At 66.4% G+C, this 21,998-nt stretch carries 9 protein-coding genes and 3 pseudogenes; 6 read left to right on the top strand and 6 right to left on the bottom strand.

Going from position 1 to position 21,998, the window contains the following annotated elements; translation table 11 throughout:
• Window positions 1-11: 11 nt before the first annotated feature.
• A pseudogene (locus ISN38_RS20325) lies at window positions 12-13,368 on the top strand (hemagglutinin repeat-containing protein).
• A 9-nt stretch (window positions 13,369-13,377) separates the two neighbouring features.
• On the opposite strand, the gene ISN38_RS10485 reads toward ISN38_RS20325, so the two are convergent.
• Window positions 13,378-14,420, bottom strand: a protein-coding gene (locus ISN38_RS10485) for an IS3 family transposase (RefSeq protein ID WP_399507465.1) whose coding sequence is annotated in 2 segments (ribosomal slippage) — window positions 13,378-14,220 and window positions 14,223-14,420 — 1,041 coding nt in all. Because the reading frame shifts where the segments join, the coding sequence is not laid out codon by codon here.
• A gap of 251 nt (window positions 14,421-14,671) precedes the next feature.
• Here ISN38_RS10485 and ISN38_RS10490 point away from each other — a divergent pair.
• The 3 genes and pseudogenes from ISN38_RS10490 (at window position 14,672) to ISN38_RS10500 (ending at window position 16,824) form a co-directional block, all read left to right on the top strand.
• Window positions 14,672-15,268 carry a hypothetical protein gene (locus ISN38_RS10490; protein ID WP_206711795.1) on the top strand — a complete coding sequence of 199 codons (597 nt, stop codon included), beginning with the start codon at window positions 14,672-14,674 and terminating at the stop codon, window positions 15,266-15,268.
• The gene (locus ISN38_RS10495) at window positions 15,265-15,555 is read left to right on the top strand and encodes a hypothetical protein (RefSeq protein WP_141696134.1); all 291 of its coding nucleotides are present in this window, start codon (window positions 15,265-15,267) and stop codon (window positions 15,553-15,555) included. The genes ISN38_RS10490 and ISN38_RS10495 overlap by 4 nt, the downstream gene beginning before the upstream one ends.
• Before the next feature lie 173 nt (window positions 15,556-15,728).
• Window positions 15,729-16,824, top strand: a pseudogene (locus ISN38_RS10500) (IS5 family transposase).
• A 167-nt stretch (window positions 16,825-16,991) separates the two neighbouring features.
• On the opposite strand, the gene ISN38_RS10505 reads toward ISN38_RS10500, so the two are convergent.
• The gene (locus ISN38_RS10505) at window positions 16,992-17,471 is read right to left on the bottom strand and encodes a SymE family type I addiction module toxin (RefSeq protein WP_316248855.1); all 480 of its coding nucleotides are present in this window, start codon (window positions 17,469-17,471) and stop codon (window positions 16,992-16,994) included.
• Here ISN38_RS10505 and ISN38_RS20840 point away from each other — a divergent pair.
• A pseudogene (locus ISN38_RS20840) lies at window positions 17,425-17,659 on the top strand (hemagglutinin repeat-containing protein); the annotation flags it as partial. The gene ISN38_RS10505 and the pseudogene ISN38_RS20840 overlap by 47 nt on opposite strands.
• Window positions 17,660-17,705: 46 nt before the next feature.
• Here ISN38_RS20840 and ISN38_RS10515 read toward each other — a convergent pair.
• Window positions 17,706-18,794, bottom strand: a complete 1,089-nt coding sequence (locus tag ISN38_RS10515; protein ID WP_141696021.1) for an alginate lyase family protein — start codon at window positions 18,792-18,794, stop codon at window positions 17,706-17,708.
• Between the two features lie 250 nt (window positions 18,795-19,044).
• Between ISN38_RS10515 and ISN38_RS10520 the strand changes: the two genes are divergently transcribed.
• Window positions 19,045-19,698: a YceH family protein gene (locus tag ISN38_RS10520; protein WP_003469819.1), complete on the top strand. Its 654-nt coding sequence runs from the start codon at window positions 19,045-19,047 to the stop codon at window positions 19,696-19,698.
• Window positions 19,699-19,909: 211 nt separating this feature from the next.
• On the opposite strand, the gene ISN38_RS10525 is transcribed toward ISN38_RS10520, so the two are convergent.
• The 3 genes from ISN38_RS10525 to ISN38_RS10535 all read right to left on the bottom strand — a co-directional run bounded on the left by ISN38_RS10525 (window position 19,910) and on the right by ISN38_RS10535 (window position 21,950).
• Window positions 19,910-20,452, bottom strand: a complete 543-nt coding sequence (locus tag ISN38_RS10525; protein ID WP_003469817.1) for a DinB family protein — start codon at window positions 20,450-20,452, stop codon at window positions 19,910-19,912.
• A 3-nt stretch (window positions 20,453-20,455) separates the two neighbouring features.
• Window positions 20,456-20,701, bottom strand: coding sequence for a GNAT family N-acetyltransferase (locus ISN38_RS10530; protein WP_003469813.1), 246 nt, complete (start codon window positions 20,699-20,701; stop codon window positions 20,456-20,458).
• Window positions 20,702-20,852: 151 nt separating this feature from the next.
• Window positions 20,853-21,950: an IS5 family transposase gene (locus tag ISN38_RS10535; RefSeq protein ID WP_149507771.1), complete on the bottom strand. Its 1,098-nt coding sequence runs from the start codon at window positions 21,948-21,950 to the stop codon at window positions 20,853-20,855.
• Window positions 21,951-21,998 lie beyond the last annotated feature (48 nt).

Genomic DNA, 21,998 nt, shown 5'->3' on the forward strand with positions numbered 1-21,998 from the left:
GAGAGATGGCGATGGAAAAGGATTCCGCTGGCATGGGCACCACGATGGCCGAGCGCTGCAAGCGCGCACTGGCGATGCTGCTGTGCTGCACCGTCACCTGGACCTCGCTGCCGCTCTACGCCCAGGTCGTGCCGGTCGCCAATCCCGGCGGGCAACAACCCGGCCAGCAGGCCGCGGCCAACGGTGTGCCGGTGGTCGATATCGTCGCCCCCAACGCGCGCGGCGTCTCGCACAACCGCTATTCGCGCTTCGACGTCGGCAGCAACGGCCTGATCCTCAACAACAGCGGCAACATCTCCAAGACCGAACTCGGCGGCTATATCGCCGGCAACGACAACCTGAAGAACAGCGGCGCGGCCACGCTGATCCTCAACGAAGTCACCTCCAGCGCCAGCCGCCTGCAGGGCTATACAGAAATCGCCGGGGCCAGGGCGCAACTGGTGATCGCCAATCCGAACGGCATCAGCTGCGACGGCTGCGGCTTCCTCAACGCCTCGCGGGTCACCCTGGCCACCGGCACGCCGCAACTCGGCAGCGACGGTGCGTTGAACGGTTTCAGCATCACCGGCGGCGCACTGAGCATCGGCAGCAACGGCCTGGACGCGTACAACGTCGATCGCCTGGACCTGCTGTCGCGCCAGCTCAGCGTGGGCGGCCCGGTGTGGGCCAAGGACCTGCTCGCCAGTACCGGCACGCAGCGCATCGGCTACGACGGCATGCTGCTGGAACTGCTGCCGGGCAGCGACGGTGCGGCGCCGTCGATCGGCATCGACGTGGCCTACCTCGGCGGCATGTACGCCGACCGCATCCGCCTGATCGCCACCGAAGCCGGCGTCGGCGTGGTCAGCCGCGGCACCCTGGCCGCGCAGAGCGGCAGCCTGCAGATCGACAGCGCCGGCCAGCTCAGCCTGAGCGGCAACACGGTCGCCCGCGACGACGTGGACCTGCGCGCCGCAGGCACGTTGACCCAGCAGGGCACGCTCGGCTCGCAGCAGGCCGGCATACGCCTGCGCGCCGCGCAAGTGAGCCTGAGCGGCCTGCTCGACGCGCGCGCCAGCGGCAGCGTCGACCATCGCGGGCGCAGCAGCGCCGGCGCGATCAGCCTGTTCGGCTCCGAACTCGACGCCGGCGGCACGCTGTACAGCAGCGGCACGCTGCGCCTGGACGCGAGCGGCAGCCTGCGCAGTAGCGGCGTGGCCTACGCCGGCGGTGCAGTGGCGCTGCATGCTGGCGGCAGCTGGCAGCAGAACGCCGGGACGCTGCAGAGCGGGGCGGCGATGAGCGTGCACGCGGCGCGGATCGATGCGGCGGGAACGCTCGATGCCGGCACCGGCCTGGGCTTGCGCAGCGATGGCGACATGCGCCTGTCCGGGTTGGTGCAGTCCTGGCAGGACGCCACGCTGCAGGCAGGCGGCCGCCTCGACAACGCCGGCCAGCTCAGCGCCGGCGGCCGCGTGGACATCACCGCGGCGGCGATCGGCAACGGCGCCAAAGCCGTGCTGTCCGCCAGCGGCGACCTCGCCCTGGCGACCACCGGTACGCTGGACAACGCCGGCACCGTGTACGCCGGGCGCGACCTGCGCATCGCCGCGGCAGCCTTCGCCAACGCCGGCAGCAGCTATGCCGGCCGCAACGCGGACATCGCCAGCAGCGGCACCACCCGCAGCGGCGGCAGCCTGGTCGCCGGCGACGCATTGCGCGTGGACGCGGCGCAATTCGCCAGCAGCGGCGAACTCGGCAGCCAGCGCGGCGCCACCAGCCTGCGCAGCCGCGGCGATCTCATGCTGGACGGCGCGGTGGCGGCGAAGGGCGCGCTGACCGCGCAGGCCGCAGGCGATCTGCACCAGTCCGGCACGCTCAATGCAACCAGCGCGCAGCTGCAGGCCGGCGGCGACGCGCTGCTGGATGGCACATTGAAGACCGACGGCGCCTTGCAGTTGAGCGCCGACGGGCAACTGCGCAGCACCGCGACCATCGTCGCCGGCGGCGACGCCGATCTGCGGGCGCAGGGCGCGCTGCTGCAGGCCGGGCAAGTCCAGGCGGGCGGCGCGCTGCGCCTGCAAGGTGCGGACATCGACCAATCCGGCGTGCTCGACGCGGGTACCACGCTGTCCCTGCGCAGCGGCAACGGCATGCGCCTGGCCGGCACGTTGCAGGCGCGCGGCGACGTGTCGCTGGACAGCGCCGCGGCGCTGCAGAACCAGGCGCAGGTCGTGGCTGGGGGCAACCTGGCGCTGGCCGCCGGCAGCCTGGACAACGCCAGTGGCGCGGCATTGTCGGCGAGCGGCGATGCCACCATCGCCAGTGTCTCCGCGCTGCGCAACGCCGGCAGCGTGTATGCCGATGGCGCTGCGCCTGAGCGCCGGCAGCTTCGACCAGACCGAGACCGGCAAGGCCTACGGCGGCGCAAGCCTCGACCTCGCCGCGACCGACGCGGTGGACAACCGCGGCGACCTGGTCGGTGGCGGCGACGTGCACATCGCTGCCGGCAGCATCGCCAGCGGCGGCCAGCTGGGCAGCCAGCGCGGCGAACTCGCGCTCGACAGCCGCGGCGACCTGACCCTGGACGGCGTCGTAGTCGCGGCCGGCGCCCTGCGCGCCGCCGCGCTCGGCGACCTGCAGCAGCGTGGCAGTCTGCAGGCGCAATCGGCGCAGTTGCAGGCGGGCCGCGATCTGACCCTGGCCGGCACGCTGCGCAGTGCGACGACGCTGCAGCTGCAGGCGCAGCGCGCGCTGCGCGTGGACGGCCAGGCCGTCGCCGGCGGCGATCTGGGCATGCGCGGCGACAGCGTCGCGCTCGGCCAGGACGCCGTGGTGCAGACCGCCACGGCGCTGCAGCTGGACGCGGGCACCATCGACAGCCGCGGCGCGCTGGATGCCGGCACCGATCTGACCCTGCGCAGCCGCGGCGCCCTCTCGCTGTCGGGCATCGCCCAGGGCGGGCGCGATGTCGCGCTGCAGGCAGATCAGAATTTGGACAACCAGGCCCGCGTCTTCGCCGGCCGCACTCTGAGCCTGAGCGCGGCCAGTGCGACCAATCGCGCGCAGGGCGAACTCTCGGCGCAGGCGGCGCTCGACGCCCACGTGCAAGGCGCACTCGACAACGCCGGCACGCTGCAGGCCGGACAGGCGCTGAGCCTGAGCGCAGGCAGTCTGCAGCAGAGCGGCCGCGCCTACGCTGGCGACACGCTGACCGTGCAGGTCGCTGGCGCACTCGACAACCGCGGCGACCTGATCGCCAGGCACGACGTGCGCGTGGAAGCCGGCAGCGTCGCCAGCAGCGGCCAGCTCGGCAGCCAGGACGCACAGCTGCTGGTCGATAGCCGTGGCGACGTACAGCTGGACGGCAGCCAGATCGCCGCCACCGCGCTGCGCGTGCAGGCAGTGGGCGATCTGCAGCAGCGCGGCACCACCAAGGCGCAGTCGCTGCAGTTGAGCGCCGGGCGCGACCTGAGCGTCGCCGGTTCGCTGCAAAGCGCCGCGACGCTGCAATTGCAGGCGCAGCGCGCGCTGAGTCTGGATGGCCAGGCCGTGGCCGGCGGCGCTGCGCAACTGAGTGCGGCGAGCATCGGCACCGGCAGCAACGCCGTGCTGCAGAGCGCTGCGGCGATCACGCTCGACGGCGCAAGCATCGACAGCCGCGGCGCACTCGATGCCGGCACCGATCTGAGCCTGCGCAGCCAGGGCCAGCTGATCCTGGCCGGCATCGCCCAAGGCGGCGGCGATGTCGTGCTGGAGGCCGGCGCGGCGTTGGACAACAGCGCCCAGGTCGTCGCCGGTCGCGACCTGCAGGTGAGCGCTGCCAGTGCGGTCAACCGTGCCAGCGGCACCCTGGCTGCGGCGGACACCCTCGACCTGCGCGTCGCCGGCCTGCTCGACAACGCCGGCCGCCTGCGCGGCCAGACATCCCTGCTGCTGCAGGCCGGCAGCTTCCAACACAGCGGCGAGCTGTACGCGGGCCAGACGCTGGATCTGCACAGCGCCGGCGCGCTGGACAACCGCGGCACGCTGATCGCTGGCGGCGACCTGCGCATCGCCGCCGGCAGCCTCGGCAACAGCGGCCAGATCGGCAGCGAGACCGGCAAGGTGACGTTGAGCAGCCAGGGCGACATGCAACTGGGCGGCAGCGTGATCGCCGCGCAGGCGCTGAGCGCCAGCGCGCTGGGCGATCTGCAGGTGGATGGCGCGCTCAAGGCGCAGTCGGCCACGCTCGCCGCCGGCCGCGACCTGAGCGTCGCCGGCGGCGCGCAGACCGCCGCCGCGCTGGAGTTGCAGGCACAGCGCGCGCTGCGTGTCGATGGCCAGGTCCTGGCCGGCGGCGATCTGCGCCTGAGCGGCCCCAGCATCGCCACCGGTACGGCCGCAGTGCTGCAAGGCGCCGCGGCCGTGACCCTGCAAGGCGGCGCGATCGACAGCCGCGGCACGCTCGCTGCCGGCACCGACCTCACCTTGCGCAGCGACGGCGCGCTGGCGATCGCCGGCGTGGCGCAGGCCACGCGCGACATCGCGCTCGATGCCGGCGCGGCGCTGAGCAATGCGGGCCAGATCGTGGCCGGTCGCGACCTGAGCGTCGCCGCGCACAGCATCGACAACGCCGCCAGCGGCACGCTGGCCGCGCAGGGCGCGGTGCAACTCTCCACCCCGGGGACCCTCAACAATGCCGGCAGCCTGCAGGCGGGCCAGGCCATGAGCCTGGACGTCGGCACGCTGCAACACAGCGGCCGGGCCTACGCGGGCGATCGCCTCACGCTGCGCGCCAGCGGCGCAGTGGACAACCAGGGCGAACTGATCGCCAGACATGATCTGCAGGTGGACGCCGCCAGCATCGCCAGCAGCGGCCAGCTCGGCAGCGAAACCGGCCAGGTCGCGCTGACCAGCCAGGGCGACCTGCGCCTGGGCGGCACCGTGGCCGCGGCCACGCAACTGCAGGCGCAGGCGCAAGGCGACCTGCTGCAGTCGGGCAGCCTCAGTGCGCAGGCGTTGGATCTGCACGGTCGCGACGTCACCCTGGCCGGCCAGGTCACGGCCGCGCAGGCGTTGCAGGTCCAGGCGCAGCGCGACCTGCGCCTGGACGGGCAAGCCAGCGGCCAGGCCGCGTCGCTGAGCGCGGGCGCGACATTGAGCACCGGCAGCCAGGCCGTGCTGCACAGTGCCGGCGCGATCGCGCTGACCGGCGCACGCATCGACAGCCAGGGCGCGCTGGATGCCGGCACCACGCTGGCGCTGACCAGCAGCGGCGATCTCGCGCTCGCCGGCATCGTCCAGGCAGCCACGACGTTGAAGCTGAGCGCCGGCGGCGCACTGAGCAACGCCGCCCAGGTCGTGGCCGGCACCGACCTGACGCTGACCGCGGCCAGCGTCCACAACGCCGCCAACAGCCTGCTCGCCGCGCAGGGCGATGCCACCCTGACCGTGGGCGGCGCGCTGGACAACGCCGGTGCGCTGCGTGCGCGCCAGCGCCTGCAACTGGATGTCGGTTCGCTGCAGCAGACCGGGCGCAGCTACGGCCTGCAGCGCCTGGGCCTGACCGCCAGCGGCGCCGTCGACAACCGCGGCGACCTGATCGCCGGCAGCGCGCTGCGCGTGGAAGCGGCCAGCGTCGCCAGCAGCGGCCAGCTCGGCAGCGAAAGCGGCGACGTCGCCCTGGTCAGCCACGGCGATCTTGCGCTGGGCGGCACGCTGGCCGCGGCCGGTGCGTTCAGCGCCCAAGCCGGCGGCGCGCTGTCGCAGAGCGGCACGCTCAGCGCGGCGACCACGCTGCAACTACAGGCGCACGGCGACCTGACCGTGGCCGGCAGCCTGTCGGCCAACCAGCTCACGCTGACCAGCGATGCCGCGCTGCTCCAGCGCGGCATCGTCAACGGCAGCAACATCGCCCTGCAGGCGCAGCGCATCGACAACGCCGGGCAGACCCTGTCCAGCGGCAACCTGAGCCTGCATGCCGGCGACATCGCCATCGGCGGCGTCGCCGCCGCCGGCGTGCGCAGCGACGGCAGCCTCGGCAGCAGCGGTGCGCTGGACCTGCGTGCCGACCGCATCCTGAGCGCCAGCGGCAAGCTGATCGCCGCCGGCAACCTCACCGCGCAGGCCACCCAGCTCACCCTGGCCGGCAGCACCACCCGCGTCGGCGGCGATGCCAGCCTGACCGCGAGCAACGGCCTGGATCACCGCGGCGCCGATCTGCTCGCCGGCGGCGCGCTGACCGTGCGCGCCGGCGGCAGCCTCGACAACGGCACGCTCAACGGCGTCGGCGGGCAACTGCAGGCCGCGCGCCTGGACCTGGGCGCAGCGTCGTTGCGCAACACCGGCGGCACCCTGGTGCAAAGCGGCAGCGGGCAGACCCGCATCGCCATCACCGGCGCGTTCGACAACGGCAACGGCAAGCTGGCCACCAACGGCCAGGACCTCACCCTCAGCGCCGCGTCGCTGAACAACGCCCAGGGGCGCATCGAACACGCCGGCACCGGCACCGCGACCCTGAGCATCGGCGGCGCCGTCGCCAATGCCGGCGGCCGCATCCTGAGCCAGGGCCAGCTGCAACTCGGCGCCAATGCCGGCATCGACAACCAGAACGGCGCGATCGCCGCGGCCGGCGACGCCACGTTGACCGCGGCCAGTCTGAGCAACGTCGGTGGCAGTGTGTCGGCCCGCGGCGTGAACGCCCAGCTCGGTGGCGCGCTCGACAACCGCAGCGGCGTGCTGCAGGCCGCCGGCGGCACCCTGACCGTGCGCGCCGACAGCCTCGACAACCGCAGCGGCACGCTGCAGGCGGTTGCCAATGGCGGCAGCGGCGGCGATCTGCGTGCCGATATCGCGCACACGCTCAACAACGATGGCGGCCTGCTCGGCGCCAGCAACGACGCCACCGTCGGCGCCGAAAACCTCAGCAACAGCGCCGGCACCATTCAGGCCGGGCGCGACCTGGCGCTGACCGCGCGCGGCCAGCTCGACAACCACCAGAGCGGGCGCATCGGTAGCGGCCGCGATCTCACGGTCGCGGTCACCGGCGCGCTGCTCAACAGCGGCGGCCAGCTCGACAGCGGCAACGCGATGACCGTCTCCGGCAGCCGCATCGACAACAGCCAGGGCAGCATCGCCAACAACGGCGGCGGCCTGACCCAGCTCAGCACCGGCGGCGAACTGCGCAACGCCGGCGGCAGCCTGGGCGGCCGCGGCCGCGTCGTGCTCAACGCCGCCAGCGTGGTCAACAGCGATGGCCAACTGGTGGCGGGCGGCGACCTGGTCGCCAACAGCAACAGCTTCGACAACCAGCGCGGCAACGTCTACGCGGGCAATACGTTCCAGCTGCAGCGCGCCGGCGCCACGCTCGACAACCGCAGCGGCACCATCAAGGCCGAGCAGGCGGTGCGCCTGAGCCTGCAGAGCCTGAGCAACAGCGGCGGCCGCATCGGCGCCGGCAGCAGCGCCGGCGGCGCCGGCGACGTGGTCATCGACACCGTCGGCTTCGACGGCGGCGGCAACATCCTCGCGCAGAACCTGCTCGACCTGACCGTGCGCAGCGACTACACCCACAACGCCGGCGCCGACATCACCAGCAACGGCGATTTCCGCCTCAACGTCGGCGGCAACCTTGTCAACGCCTCCGCGCTCAAGGCCGCCCGCAGCCTCAGCGTGACCGCCAACAACATCAGCAACCGCGCCGGCGCCACGATGCAGGCGGCCAATACCCAGTTGACGACCGGCGGAACCATCGACAACGCCGGCGACATTTCCGCCAGCAACAATCTGCAGCTCACGGCCGGCAGCATCTACAACACCGGCAGCCTGGTCGGCGGCAACGTACTGGTGGACACCGGCACCCTGGTCAACGGCGCCGACCTGGGCAGCGCCACCGACAACGCCGCCTACGGCTCGGCGCTGATCGGCGCCACCAACGGCATGACCCTGCTGGTCCGCGACAAACTGCTCAACCGCGACGCCAAGATCTTCAGCCTCGGCAACATCGCCATCGGCGGCGCGCGCGACGGCAGCGGCACGATCACTTCACGCACCGGCGTGGTCAACAACCTATCCGGCAGCATCGAGGCCGACGGCAGCATCTCGATTGCGGCCAATCAACTCAATAACCAACGGCGGGTGCTAAGCACCAAGACAGGGCCGCTATCCGATGCCGAGAGGGCCGAAGCGAATGCGGGGATGCCCAGCGAACTCATCGAAGGTCGAGGTATCACCTATCCCAACGTGGCTTACTACATTCGCGTTCCATACAAAGGCAAAAGCCCGGGCGTTTATCGAGAATATTCGGTCGCAGAACGCGAGAGCCTGATGGCCGCCAGCGCCGAGGGCCGTATCGCCGCAGGTGGCAACATCGCCCTGTCCGGGAGCGTGACCAATAATGCATCGACAATCGCTGCCGCAGGTGGATTGTGGATCAATCAACGGGGCGTTGCCGGGCTTTCCGATGCAATGATCAACAACGGCGAGGTTGTATCGAACCAAGCGTTGGCACTGAATCAGAAAGTGATCCAGCACGATGTCGAACACAAGGTGATCGCTTACATCGATGACTGTGCCGCCACCACCGTCTCAGGTCTGAACGCACGCAAGAAGCCGATATGCGGGTATGAGAATGAAACCAATATTCTCTCCAGTACCACGGTAGATTCCAGCTACATCGCCCTTGCCGCCAACATGACCGGTGGGCAAGGCGTGTCGATCAACGGTGCCACCATCAACAACGGCGCCGTCGGCAGCGATGGCCGCAGCATCGGCGGCGCCGCATTCAACGCCACGCAAGGTAAAGCGCTGAACCGCCGCAGCGCACAGAGCGCCAGCGGTGTCGGCAATAAAGCCGTGCAGGCGCAGACCGGCAAGGCCTCAGGCGGTGCAACCGTCAGCAACCGCATCGTCAGTGCCAGCATCGGCCCGATCACCACCGAGGACGAAAAGGGCTCGTTGTTGAAAAGCGTCGAGACATCCGCGGTCGATGTTAAGGCGCAAGGCGTACAGGGAGCGCTCACCGGCAGCGGCGATGCCACCCGCCGCCAGGTCCAGGCCGGCGGCGCACAGACCGTGCTGGCCGGCAGCAACGTCGCCGGCCAGCGCCAGCAGATCGACGCGGGCACTGGCACCGTGCCGCAAGTGGTCGGCGGCATCGGCGCCCCGCTGGGCAACATCACCTTGCCGATCGGCGGCCTGTACCGCCTGGTCGGCGCCAACGGCGCCAGCGTCAACGCCCTGGGCCGCGCCGCCAACGGCCTGGGCGGCATCAATGCCAACCGCAACACGCGCCCGGGCCGTCGCTACCTGATCGAGACCGATCCACGCTTCGTCAATTACGACACCTTCATCAGCAGCGACTACCTGCTCGACAAGCTCGGCGTGGATCCGCAGTGGACCCAGACCCGCCTGGGCGACGGCTTCTACGAACAGCGCCTGGTGCTGGACCAGATCACCCAGCTGACCGGCCGCCGCTACCTGGGCAACTACGCCGACGGCGTGGCGCAGTACCGCGCCTTGCTGGACGGCGGCGTGGCCGAAGCCGGCGCGCTGCATCTGGATGTCGGCGTGGCCTTGACCGCCGGCCAGGTCGCCGCGCTGACCCACGACATCGTGTGGATGGTCGAACAGGAGGTGCAGGGCCAGAAGGTGCTGGTGCCGGTGGTCTACCTGTCGTCCAGCACTGCGCTGACCCTGCGCAGCGACGGCGCCCTGATCGCCAGCGACAACGGCGACGTGTCGCTCAACGCCACTGCCGGCCTGAGCAACCGCGGCACGATCAGCGGCGTCAACGTCAGCGCCACCGCCGGCACCTTGTTGAACCAGGGCCGCATCGCCGGCACCGGCACGGTGGCATTGCAGGCGAAGCAGGACCTGCTCAACCTCGGCGGCCAGATTGCCGGCCGCAACGTGCTGCTGAGCGCCGGCAACGACCTGCTCAGCACCACCCGCGACGCGTTGGCCGGTGGCGATATCCGTTCCGGCATCAGCGCCGACAACACCTTGCTGATGAATACCGGCCACGACCTGACCCTCACCGGCACCGCCGTGCAGGCCGGCGGCAGCGCCGCGCTGCAGGCCGGCAACAACCTGGTGCTGCAGCCCACCGCGCTGCGCACCGAAAGCGGCCTGACCCGCGGCGGCGACGCCACCAGCCTGACGGTGGGCCAGGACCTGTCGCTGCTCGCCGGCAACGACCTGCAACTGCACGGCGTAGCGATCACCGCTGGCGGCGACGCCGCCCTGCAGGCCGGTCACGACCTGTCGCTGACCCCGGTCACCGATGCCAACGGCAAGGCCACGGTGCGCACCAGCATCGTCACCGACGGCAGCCTGCAACTGGCCGCCGGCCACGACGTCACCATCCGCCAGGCCGAAGTAAAGGCCGGCGGCGACCTGATCGCCGCGGCCGGCCACGACTTGAACGTGACCTCGGTGCTCGGCGAGAGCACCACCACGACTGACCACAGCCGCCAAGGCAAGACCAAGGTCACCACGACCACCACGACCCAGGACATCGACCAGCAGGCGCTCACTGCCGGCGGCAACCTGATCCTCAGCGCCGGCAACGACGTCAACCTGGTGGCCGCCAAGCTGGACGCGGGCAAGGGCCTGGCCGTGGTCGCCGGCCACGACCTCAACAGCACCACGCTGACCACAGTGGACAGCAGCGACACGCTGGAAACAAGGAAGCGCTTCAAGCAGACCACCAGCACCCGCGACGAGACCGTCCACGGCACGGACTTCACTGCGGGCAGCGACATCGCCCTGCAGGCCGGCCACGATGTGAACCTCACCGCGGCCAAGGTCTACACCGACACCGGCAGCGTGTCCGTAGCCGCCGGCCACGACGTCAACCTGCTCGCCGCGCAGGAGCAGCACGACGCCGAACAGGACATGCAGAAGAAGAAAAAGGGCTTCCTGTCCAGCAAGACCACCACCACGCACGACGAGTGGCATGACAGCACGGCAGTGGCGACCACGCTCAGCGGCGACAGCGTGCAGATTGCGGCCGGCAACAACCTGCTGTCGCAAGGCGCGCAGGTCGCCGGCACCGGCGACGTGGTGCTGGCGGCCGGCAACAACCTGACCCTGGAGACCGTACAGAACGCGCACAGCGAAGAGCACGACAAGCAGGTCAAGAAGACCGGCCTATACAGCGGCGGCGGCTTCAGCGTGACGCTGGGCGCGAGCAAGAAGACCGACACGCTCGACGCCACCGAAATCACCAACAGCGGCAGCCTGGTCGGCAGCACCGACGGCTCGGTGACGATGACCGCGGGCAACGCGGTATCGATCACCGGCAGCGACGTGCTGAGCAAGACCGGCACGGCCATCGTCGGCAAGGAAGTGACCATCGCCGCGGCCGAGAACCGCGTGGACACGGTGCAGACGTCCAAGCAGCAGAGTGCGGGTATCTCGCTGGGCTTGACCGGTGGTTTGGTCGATGCGGTACAAACCGCCTATGGTGCGGTCAAGCGTGGCTCCGAGGTCGAAGACGATCGGCTCAAGGCGCTGTACGCGGCCAAAGCGGGTTACTCGATCAGCGATGCCGCCGGTTTGGCCAGCAATGGCCTGAAGGGTTACAACGGCGAAGCCGTTGCTGGAAATACAACGAAGACCGGTACGGCGTCAGCAGACGGTGCTCAGGGAGCAGCCAATGCCACCGGCGTGAGCTTGCGTATCGGTATCGGTGCCAGCAGTTCGTCGAGCAAGACCACGACGCACGAGGAAACCACCGGCGGCAGTCGCATCCTCAGCGACGGCAATGTCACCATCGCGGCCACTGGTGGGGATCTCAACGTCATTGGCAGCAAGATCGCCGGCGAAAACGTGGCGCTGGCGGCGGCCAACAACCTCAACCTGCTGAGCCAGCAGGAAAACAACACGACGAAGTCGGAGAACAAGAACGCCGGCGGCGAGATCGGCTTCAGCGTCGGTGCAACGACGGGCTATTACCTGACTGTCTCGGCCGGCAAGGGCAGCGCCAAGGGCAACAGCGACCTGCATACCGAGAGCGTGGTCACCGCGAACGACAAACTGACCCTGGCCAGCGGCAACGACACCACGATCAAGGGCGCACAGGCGGTTGGCGACAAGGTCCTGGTCAAGGTCGGCGGCAATCTGTTGATCCAGAGCGAACAGGACGAGAACGAGTACAAGAGCAAGCAACAGCAGGCGAGCGTGACGCTTGCCACCGGCTCGGGCAGCAGCGCCAGCTACAGCCAGCAAAAGGTCAACAGCAACTACACCAGCGTCGCCGAACAGAGTGGCATCCAGGCAGGGAACGGCGGGTTCGATGTCACTGTGGGCGGCAACACTCACCTGATCGGTGGCGCCATCGCCAGCACGGCGGATGCATTGCGCAACCATCTGTCTACCGACAGCCTGACCGTCGAGGACTTGAAGAACGAGTCCGACTACAAGAGCAGCGGCGTGTCGGTGGCAGGTGGTTCGGGTAGCAGCATGGTCAGCGTTGCCGCTGGCACCGCGTTGAGCATGCTGGGCAATAGCAGCGGCAACAGCAGCAGTACGACGAAGAGCGATATTGCTGCGGGAACGGTCGATGTTCGCAACGGCGATCAGACCGCGCTGGCTGGACTGGATCGCACTGCAAGCGAACTGCAGCAATCGGGTCTGAAGGACATCTTCGATCAGAAGAAGCTGGCTGAGCAAAAGGAACTGGCGGCAGTCGCGGGCGAGGTGGGTTTTCGAGTAGCAGGCGACGTGGCGTCCGTCATGCAGCGCAAAGCGCAGGCGGACGTATTGAATGCGCCGGACGAAGAGACGAGGAAAGAAGCACAGTCGCGTCTGGAAGCCTGGAGTGACGGCGGCACGAACAAGGTCCTGCTGCATGGCCTGACGGGTGCCGCCATCGCGGCGCTGGGCGGTGAGAGCGCGCTACAAGGAATGGCCGCTGCCGCTGGTGCCGAAGCGGCCAAGGGTGCGATGTCGGATTACCTCGTTGCACACGGGATAACGGACAAAGAGACATACAACGCATTGATGGAGCTGGGCAGCGCAGCCATCGGCGGCCTACTGGGCGGGCAGGCCGGGGCGACGACAGCGTTGTCGGGCGATCAATTCAATCGCCAGCTGCATCCGGACGAAGTGACCTGGATCCGCCAGAATGCTCCATCGTTTGCGTTGCAGGAAGGAATCAGCGAGGAGGAAGCGAAGCGTCGCCTAACCGTGGAAGCGGCCGCGCGAGTCGATGCAGTGATCAATGGGCTCATTGGCAACACCAACGTTGATGAGAGTGCGCAGAAATTCCTTAGTACCAACACCAACCAGTACGCCTGGGGCCGCGCTTTCCAGGCGACGGATGCTGAATACAACGACTTCCACTTGTACGGAAAGGATTTGGCTTCCAGTTCGGACAATTCGACGCCCCCCCGTCCTGAGTAGCAGCGGGGTTTAGAGTCCGGGGTTGATGATATCGGTGTTGGCCAGGTGTTTGGCGTAGTCGGCGGGTGTCATGCCGTCGATGGCCTTCTTTGGACGCTCCTCGTTGTATTCCCGGCGCCAACGTTCGATCTCGGTGCGCGCGTGCAGCAGCGTCGGGAACCAATGTTCGTTGAGGCACTCATCGCGCAGGCGGCCATTGAACGACTCCACGTAGGCGTTCTGGTTCGGCTTGCCAGGCTGGATCAGTCGAAGCTGCACGCCACGCCCGTGCGCCCAGCTCACCATCGTCTTGCCGCAGAACTCCTTGCCGTTGTCGGTACGGATCACCTGCGGCAGGCCGCGACTGATCGCCAGGCGGTCCAGGACGCGGCTGACACCATGGCCGCAGATCGCACGTTCCACCTCGATCGCGACCGCTTCATGTGTGGCGTCGTCCACGATCACCAGCGATTTGATCACCCGCCCATCGGCAGTGCGGTCGAACACGAAGTCCATCGACCATACCTGGTTGGCTCGTGCTGGCCGCAGCAGCGGCTGGCGTTCGCCCACCGGCACCTTCTTGCGCTTGCGGCGCCTGACCTGCAACTGCTGTTCCTGATACAGCCGCTCCACCCGCTTGTAGTTCACGACATGCCCTTCCTGCCGCAGTTTCAGGTAGATCATTCCGACGCCATACCGCTTGTGCCGATGCGCCAGCGCCAGGATCCGCTGGCGCAGGTCGACATTGCGGTCATCGCGCGGGACATAGCGCAGTGCACTGGCACTCATACCGATCATTGCCAGAGCGCGACGCTCGCTGGCGCCACGTCCGATCCACTCGCGCACCAGCGCACGACGCGCCGGTGCGCTCACCACTTTTTTCGCAGCGCATCCTTGATCAAGTCGTTCTCGAACAACTGCTCGGCCAGCAACTTCTTCAGGCGGGCGTTCTCCGCCTCCAGATCTTTGAGCCGCTTGGCATCGGGCACGCTCATCCCACCGAACTTGCTACGCCACAGGTAGTACGAGGCCTCGCTGAAACCATGGCGGCGGCAGAGGTCCTTGATCGCCATGCCAGCTTCGGCCTCGCGCAGGAAGCCAATGATCTGTTCTTCGGAAAAACGCTTCTTCACGTCCAATCTCCTTGGGTTAGGGAATTGGACTCCAAATCTGACTGCTACTCAAAGGTGGGGGGGCGTCGAATTTCCTTGCCGTTTACAACAGCCTTTATCAGTCGGGCGTTCGCAAGGACACGTTGCAGTCGGACTACAGCGCGGAATTGCTGACGTTTGCGGGAACGCAGATAGGGTCGTCTGGTCGGGGTGTGCTTGCAGTCCCGGCTACAGGAATTGTGCTTGGTGGTGGAGCTGCGGTGGTGGTAGCGACTCCCATTGTGATCACTGCGTGTCTCAGCAATCCAGTTGCGTGCAACGGGGTGGGGATTGGTGCAATAGATATTGTTGCTGGTGATGCTATGGGGGGGCATAGTCTCAGCGGCGCTGCGGAGAAGAAGGCTGCGCAGGTTATTGAAGAGGTAACCGAAAAAACTGCACTTAAAACAGCAGCGACGTCTAGTTCTGGAAGATTCAAGGTTGGTATAAAAGCGAATGAGATTGAATCCATAAACGCATCTTTTGGTGGTTCAACATCTTTTCGTGAGATTGATACAGTTTTAGCAAATTCCTCCAATTATGATGGATTTTATAACAAAACAGGATCTATAATTAGAGATATTGCTGGCGGACACCTATTTGACAATGGAAATAAAAGAACTGCTGTTGAAGTTACGGAACAATTGATTGCCAGAAACGGGGTCGACGGTCCTCCTAAGGAAATCATATGGAGTGTGGTTGACAGGGTGGCTACTGGTGAATTGACGAAAGTTGAAGACATTGCGAAAGCATTAAGAGGCTTGAAATGATTTCTGATCGTGAGCGTGCCAATAAATATGCTGAGTATCTAGGGTTGCTGCCAATTGAAGAGTTGGCCATTGATGACTTCCTTTTGGTGATGAAATCAATTTCCTTGAAATACAAAGGATTTTTTATTATAAAAATTGATGGAGAGAGGGGTGATAAACAATATACATTCGTACTAAATATAATTCAGATGCGGAATATTTCTTTAAGAAAAGATGTGGAGAATATATTGGAGGGAATTGAATTTATATTTTCACAACTAGAAAATAATGGCATAACGATTTTTTAGCTGGACAGACTTAACTCTTTATCACAACATCAATGGTTGTGAAGAGACCCCAGGCGAGCTGACCTTGCCTCTTCACCGCCAAGTGGAGTTGCAGACGGTCATTGGCCGCCTAGCAGGCTGCTGAAGAACCTCATCCTCGCTAGACTTAGCTGAGCAGATGACGAGTCCATTCGATGCGCGGAAGCGATGAGTTCATGGAGCAGTTGTTACGGTGAAGCGGCTTGAGGATTTCGTGCCGGCCGATCATCCACTGCGTCCGGTCCGGTTGATGGTCAATGAAGCGTTGGTGCGATTGGACAGCCTGTTCGCCGGCATGTACGCCTCCAGCGCCAAGTGCGGCCGCCCCAGCATCGCACCGGAGAAGTTGCTGCGAGCGATGCTGCTGCAGGTGTTCTACAGCATCCGTTCGGAACGGCAATTGATGGAGCAGGTGCAGTACAACCTGCTGTATCGCTGGTTCATCGGCCTGTCGATGGACGATGCGGTGTGGGTGCCGACGGTGTTCAGCAAGAACCGGGAACGTCTGATCGAACAAGATGCGGTGATTGCACTGTTCCATGAAGTGGTGGAGATCGCGGATGGACGCGGCTGGCTGTCGGGCGAGCATTTCAGCGTGGATAGGACGTTGTCCAGGCCTGGGCCGGGCACAAGAGCTTCAAGCGCAAGGACGGCGATGACGAGGACGGCGACGATTTCCGTGGACAGTCCCGCAGCAATGACACGCACGTTTCCACCAGCGATGCGGATGCGCGGCTGTATCGTAAGGGCAATACGGCCAGCGAACTGCGCTACATCGGGCATACGCTGAGCGACAACCGCCATGGGTTGATCGCCAATGCACGGGCGACGCGAGCGGATGGTTACGCCGAACGCGAAGCGGCCAAGGCGATGATCGCCGATGCCCGGCAGGCGGCAGCGCCGGAGGCGGTGCTGACCCTGGGAGCGGACAAAGGATATGACGCGGCCGAGTTCATCCAGGTGCTGGAGGAGCTGAAGGTCGTGCCTCACGTGGCACAAAATACCTCGGGTCGGCGTTCGGCGGTGGCAGATGCGGTGGCGGCCAGCGAGGGGTATGCGATCTCCCAGCGCAAGCGCAAGTTGATCGAGCAGGGATTTGGCTGGGCCAAGGCAGTGGGCCGTATCCGGCAGGCGATGGTGCGTGGTCTGGAGAAGGTGGACCAGATGTTCGTGCTGAACATGGCGGCCTACAACCTCGTGCGAATGCGCACGCTGGGACAGTTGCGCCTGCCAACCGGGGCAAGGGCATGAATCGGGGTATACGCGGCGCTTGGATGCGGTATTGCTGGGGGAAAGGTGCTCTTTCGGGCTAACCTGCCGGATCAGCAGCGGTCACAGGAATCGGAAACGCTCCGGTCAGCGGTAGATGGGCTTTGGTATTTCAGCAGCCTGCTAGCACTCGCGTTAAGGCTGGCGATTCAATCCTCGTCGGCCACGGTTACTTCCAGTTCGTGGTCGCGCACGGTGATGCGCAGCGTGCAACCGATGGCGAAGCCCAGCTGTTCCAGCCAGCGGCCACGCAGGCGCAGCATGGGTACGTGCTGATTGCTGGCAGGGTAATGGCCGTACCCGGCGGTGCACTGTTGCGGTGTGCGTGGGTGCCTGGGCGCGCGTGACGCGCGGGCAAGATCGGCAGAGTCTGCAGCGGCCACCTCTTCGGCTGTGAGTATGGGGCTGAGCGTTGGTTCGACGATCGTCCATTCTCTGTAGGGTGGCGAGGACTTGAAGAATGAGTCCGAATACAAGAGCAGCGGCGTGTCGGTGGCAGGTGGTTCGGGTAGCAGCATGGTCAGCGTTGCCGCTGGCACCGCGTTGAGCATGTGACCTGCCCCCACCGTCACCGGCCACCTGCGCCAGGGCAAGATCCAGGTCACCACCACGACCACCACCCATGACATCGACCAGCAGGCCCTGAGCGCCGGCGGCAACCTAATCCTCAGCGCCGGCAACGACGTCAACCTGGTCGCGGCCAAGCTCGACGCGGGCAAGGGCCTGGCCGTGGTCGCCGGCCACGACCTCAACAGCACCACGCTGACCACGGTGGACAGCAGCGACACGCTGGAAACAAGGAAGCGCTTCAAGGCAGGCAATAGCGCGGCAACGTTCAATAGTACCGCGATCAGCCAACCTCTCTACCTGGCGCTCGACAGCGGCCGCGTCGGCAGCAAGCTCAAAGCCAGGCGCAGATCCGCCGTGCTGCCACCAAGCTGCATCGCCAAGCGGGCGCTGTCGGGGTCATAGGCCGCCGTCAGCGACAGTAGCGGCAATGCGTCGCGCGGGGCGTAGGTGCTGCCGATCACATGGCCCGCTTCGCCGTTGCGCGAGCGTGCTTTGTCGAAGGCGACGTCGCTGCCGACGAATTCGGCATGGGGCTTGTCGCCGCGGAGGTAGGGCAGCAGCCATTGCACGCTATGCGCGAGCGATGCGCCGTTGCGCGCTTGCCAGTGATACAGGTCTTCGCCACGCTCGGAGAAGGCCAAGGCGAGCGTCACCAGGGGCCGCAGGTCATAGACATGGTAGGACAGCGCATCGCGCTCGATGAAGTCGATGCTGCGGCCGTCCGGTCGCAGGTTGTCGCCGATCTGTTGCTTGAATCCATCCCTGGCATAGGCGATCAATGCGTCGTCGTCCAGCGCGATGCCGATCAGGCCGACACTCTTCAGGCGATGGCTGTGCCAGTTGTTGGTGGCGGTCTTGCGCTTGGGATCGCGCGATGCGATCTCGGCGTGCGCGATGCGCCGCATCCAGTCGTCGATGTCGTGGCGGATGCCGGTGGGGAGTTCGTTCCGGACGATACGGTAGGCAAAGATCGCCGGCTCCAGGCCGGTCTCGTCGATGGGTTCACCGCTAGGCTGGTTCACTGCGGCCCATCGGCTGAGATAGTCGCCGGCCTTGGTCGCAGAGCGCCCCTCGCCGGTCAGGGCATAGGCCACGGCCAGTGCCTGGATCTTGCGCATGTCGCCCAGGCTCGTTTCGGTGTCTGCCTTGGCGGGGTCGCCTTTCAGTCGGCCGGCGGTGCTGAGCACGGCGATGGGGTGCGCGGTATCGTGCAGTGCCGCGTCGGCCAGGCGCAGTTGCACGGTAGCCGCGTCGCTGTCGGTCCCGAGTTGACGCCATTGCTGCTCAGTCGGCCAAAGGCGCTGCATTGCGGCAGCCGGTGCGCATGGAGAAAGCGCGAGGACAGCGATGGCGAGGCTGGCTCGCAACCCGGCGAAAGACATGGGAGGCACTCCTTGCGGCTATGGCGGCTTGCGACGTGGGCGAATCTATGCCGCGCGGCATGAACCGGGCATGGCTTCAGGCAAGAGGATGGGAGGCAGCGACCGTCACGGCATCTGCCAGGCAGGGCGCTGCAATTTGACGGCAAGGTGGTGTTGCAAACCATGCCTGCATGGAAGGGTGACAGGAAAATCCCAGCTGTTGCCGCATGCCGGGCTATCCTAGCCACCCCTGCCGCTCTGGTATCCCATGATGACGACCGATGCGCCGCCGCCTCCCGTTCTCTCCGCCGTCGAGGCCCGCGCGCTCGGTTGCCTGATCGAAAAAGAGGCCACCACGCCGGATGCGTATCCGCTCACGGTCAATGCGACGGTGGTGGCGGCCAACCAGAAGACTTCGCGCGAGCCGGTGCTGTCGCTGAGTCCGGGCGATGTGCAGCATGCGCTGCGCCAGTTGGAAGGGTATGGGCTTGCGCGCCAGCAGTTCTCTTCGCGCGCGGTGCGCTACGAGCATCGCCTGGCGGCGGCGCTGGATCTGACCCAGCAGCAGGTGATCCTGATCGGGTTGCTGTTGCTGCGCGGTCCGCAGACGGCGAACGAGCTGCTGGCGCGGGCCGAGCGCATGGCGCGGTTCGCCGATGCCGAGGACGTGCGGCACCAGCTGGAGCGTCTGGCGCAGCGGCAGTTGGCGGTGCAGTTGCCGCGCGCCAGCGGCCAGCGCGAGGAACGCTACATGCACCTGCTCGGCGGGCCGATCGATGCGGAGGCGCTGGCGGCGTCGTTCAAGGCGCGCCCGGCGGCGTCCGGCAACGACGAGCTGGAAGCGCGGGTGCAGGCGCTGGAGGCCGAGGTGGCGGAGCTGCGCGAGATCGTTGCCGGATTGCAGGCGCAGAGCGGTACGGCGTAGCGCCTTCGTGACGCAGGAGGCGGCTGCAGCAGGGGGCTGGCGTCGTCGCTAGCGTGTCTTGGGCTTCTGCATCATGGCCGCGCGCATCGACTCGCCGAAGCCGATGCGGCGAGTTTTCTGCCAACCGCTCGGGGACGCTGGGCGCGCGGATCTTGCTGTCTCCCACCATCGTTAGCGCGTATTGCTGTCGCGCCGCCGGCAGCATCGATCCTCATTCGACTTCCATCTGCGCAATCAACATCAGCAGATCGGTCGCGCCCACTTCCGCGCCGGCCTGGCTGAGCAGGGTGGTGGCCTGGCCGCGGTGGTGGGTCTGGTGATTGAAGAAATGCAGCAGCACATCGCCGAAGCGCCGACGATGGGCGTCGCCGCGGGTGTTGCGGTAGTGCAGCGTGATGTCCAGGTCCGCGGCGCTCACCTGCGTCATCCAGGTGGCGATGGTGGCGTCCAGCGTCTGGCGCTGGGTCAATAGCGCAGCCAGGGTCGTGGCCTGCAGTGCATCCAGCGCGGCGGGAATCGGAGCGGCGGCGATTGCGCTCAATGCCGGATACTGCGTCGGGTGCTTGGCGAAGCGCTGCAGCCAGATCGTGTCGGCCACCACCAGGTGGTTGAGTGTGCCCAGTAACGAGCCGAAGAACGCACCGCGCGGCTGCGCGACCGCCTGCTCCGGCAGGGTCGCCGCGGCGGCATACAGCCGCTCGTTCATACACTGGTTGTAGCGCGCCAGCAACTGCAGCGATTCCAGAGCGTCCATGGCTCACGCCCCCGGTCGTTCGTTCGAGGCGGACAGGTCGCGTGCGTACAGCGCGACCTCATGCGCATCGGCCGCGACCCGCATGCGGCCTTGCGCGGCGAAGCCGAGCGCCTGCAGCAGCCGGATCGAGCGCGCGTTGTCCGGCACCACGATCGCGCGCAGGCGCGTCAGCGCCAGGGTGTCTCGCGCGTACGCCAGGACAGCGCGTGCGGCCTCGCCTGCAACGCCATGGCCTTGGGACGGCTGCAACAGCGCCTAGCAGGCTGCTGAAAAACCAAAGCCCATCTACCGCTGACCGGAGCGTTTCCGATTCCTGTGACCGCTGCTGATCCGGCAGGTTAGCCCGAAAGAGCACCTTTCCCCCAGCAATACCGCATCCAAGCGCCGCGTATACCCCGATTCATGCCCTTGCCCCGGTTGGCAGGCGCAACTGTCCCAGCGTGCGCATTCGCACGAGGTTGTAGGCCGCCATGTTCAGCACGAACATCTGGTCCACCTTCTCCAGACCACGCACCATCGCCTGCCGGATACGGCCCACTGCCTTGGCCCAGCCAAATCCCTGCTCGATCAACTTGCGCTTGCGCTGGGAGATCGCATACCCCTCGCTGGCCGCCACCGCATCTGCCACCGCCGAACGCCGACCCGAGGTATTTTGTGCCACGTGAGGCACGACCTTCAGCTCCTCCAGCACCTGGATGAACTCGGCCGCGTCATATCCTTTGTCCGCTCCCAGGGTCAGCACCGCCTCCGGCGCTGCCGCCTGCCGGGCATCGGCGATCATCGCCTTGGCCGCTTCGCGTTCGGCGTAACCATCCGCTCGCGTCGCCCGTGCATTGGCGATCAACCCATGGCGGTTGTCGCTCAGCGTATGCCCGATGTAGCGCAGTTCGCTGGCCGTATTGCCCTTACGATACAGCCGCGCATCCGCATCGCTGGTGGAAACGTGCGTGTCATTGCTGCGGGACTGTCCACGGAAATCGTCGCCGTCCTCGTCATCGCCGTCCTTGCGCTTGAAGCTCTTGTGCCCGGCCCAGGCCTGGATCAACGTCCCATCCACGCTGAAATGCTCGCCCGACAGCCAGCCGCGTCCATCCGCGATCTCCACCACTTCATGGAACAGTGCAATCACCGCATCGTGTTCGATCAGACGTTCCCGGTTCTTGCTGAACACCGTCGGCACCCACACTGCATCGTCCATCGACAGGCCGATGAACCAGCGATACAGCAGGTTGTACTGCACCTGCTCCATCAATTGCCGTTCCGAACGGATGCTATAGAACACCTGCAGCAGCATCGCTCGCAGCAACTTCTCCGGTGCGATGCTGGGGCGGCCGCCCTTGGCGCTGGAGGCGTACATGCCGGCGAACAGGCTGTCCAATCGCACCAACGCTTCATTGACCATCAACCGGACCGGACGCAGTGGATGATCGGCCGGCACGAAATCCTCAAGCCGCTTCACCGTAAACAACTGCTCCATGAACTCATCGCTTCCGCGCATCGAATGGACTCGTCATCTGCTCAGCTAAGTCTAGCGAGGATGAGGTTC

Origin of the sequence: Xanthomonas translucens pv. undulosa, from assembly GCF_017301775.1 — a bacterium.
Taxonomy (GTDB): Bacteria; Pseudomonadota; Gammaproteobacteria; order Xanthomonadales; family Xanthomonadaceae; genus Xanthomonas_A; species Xanthomonas_A translucens.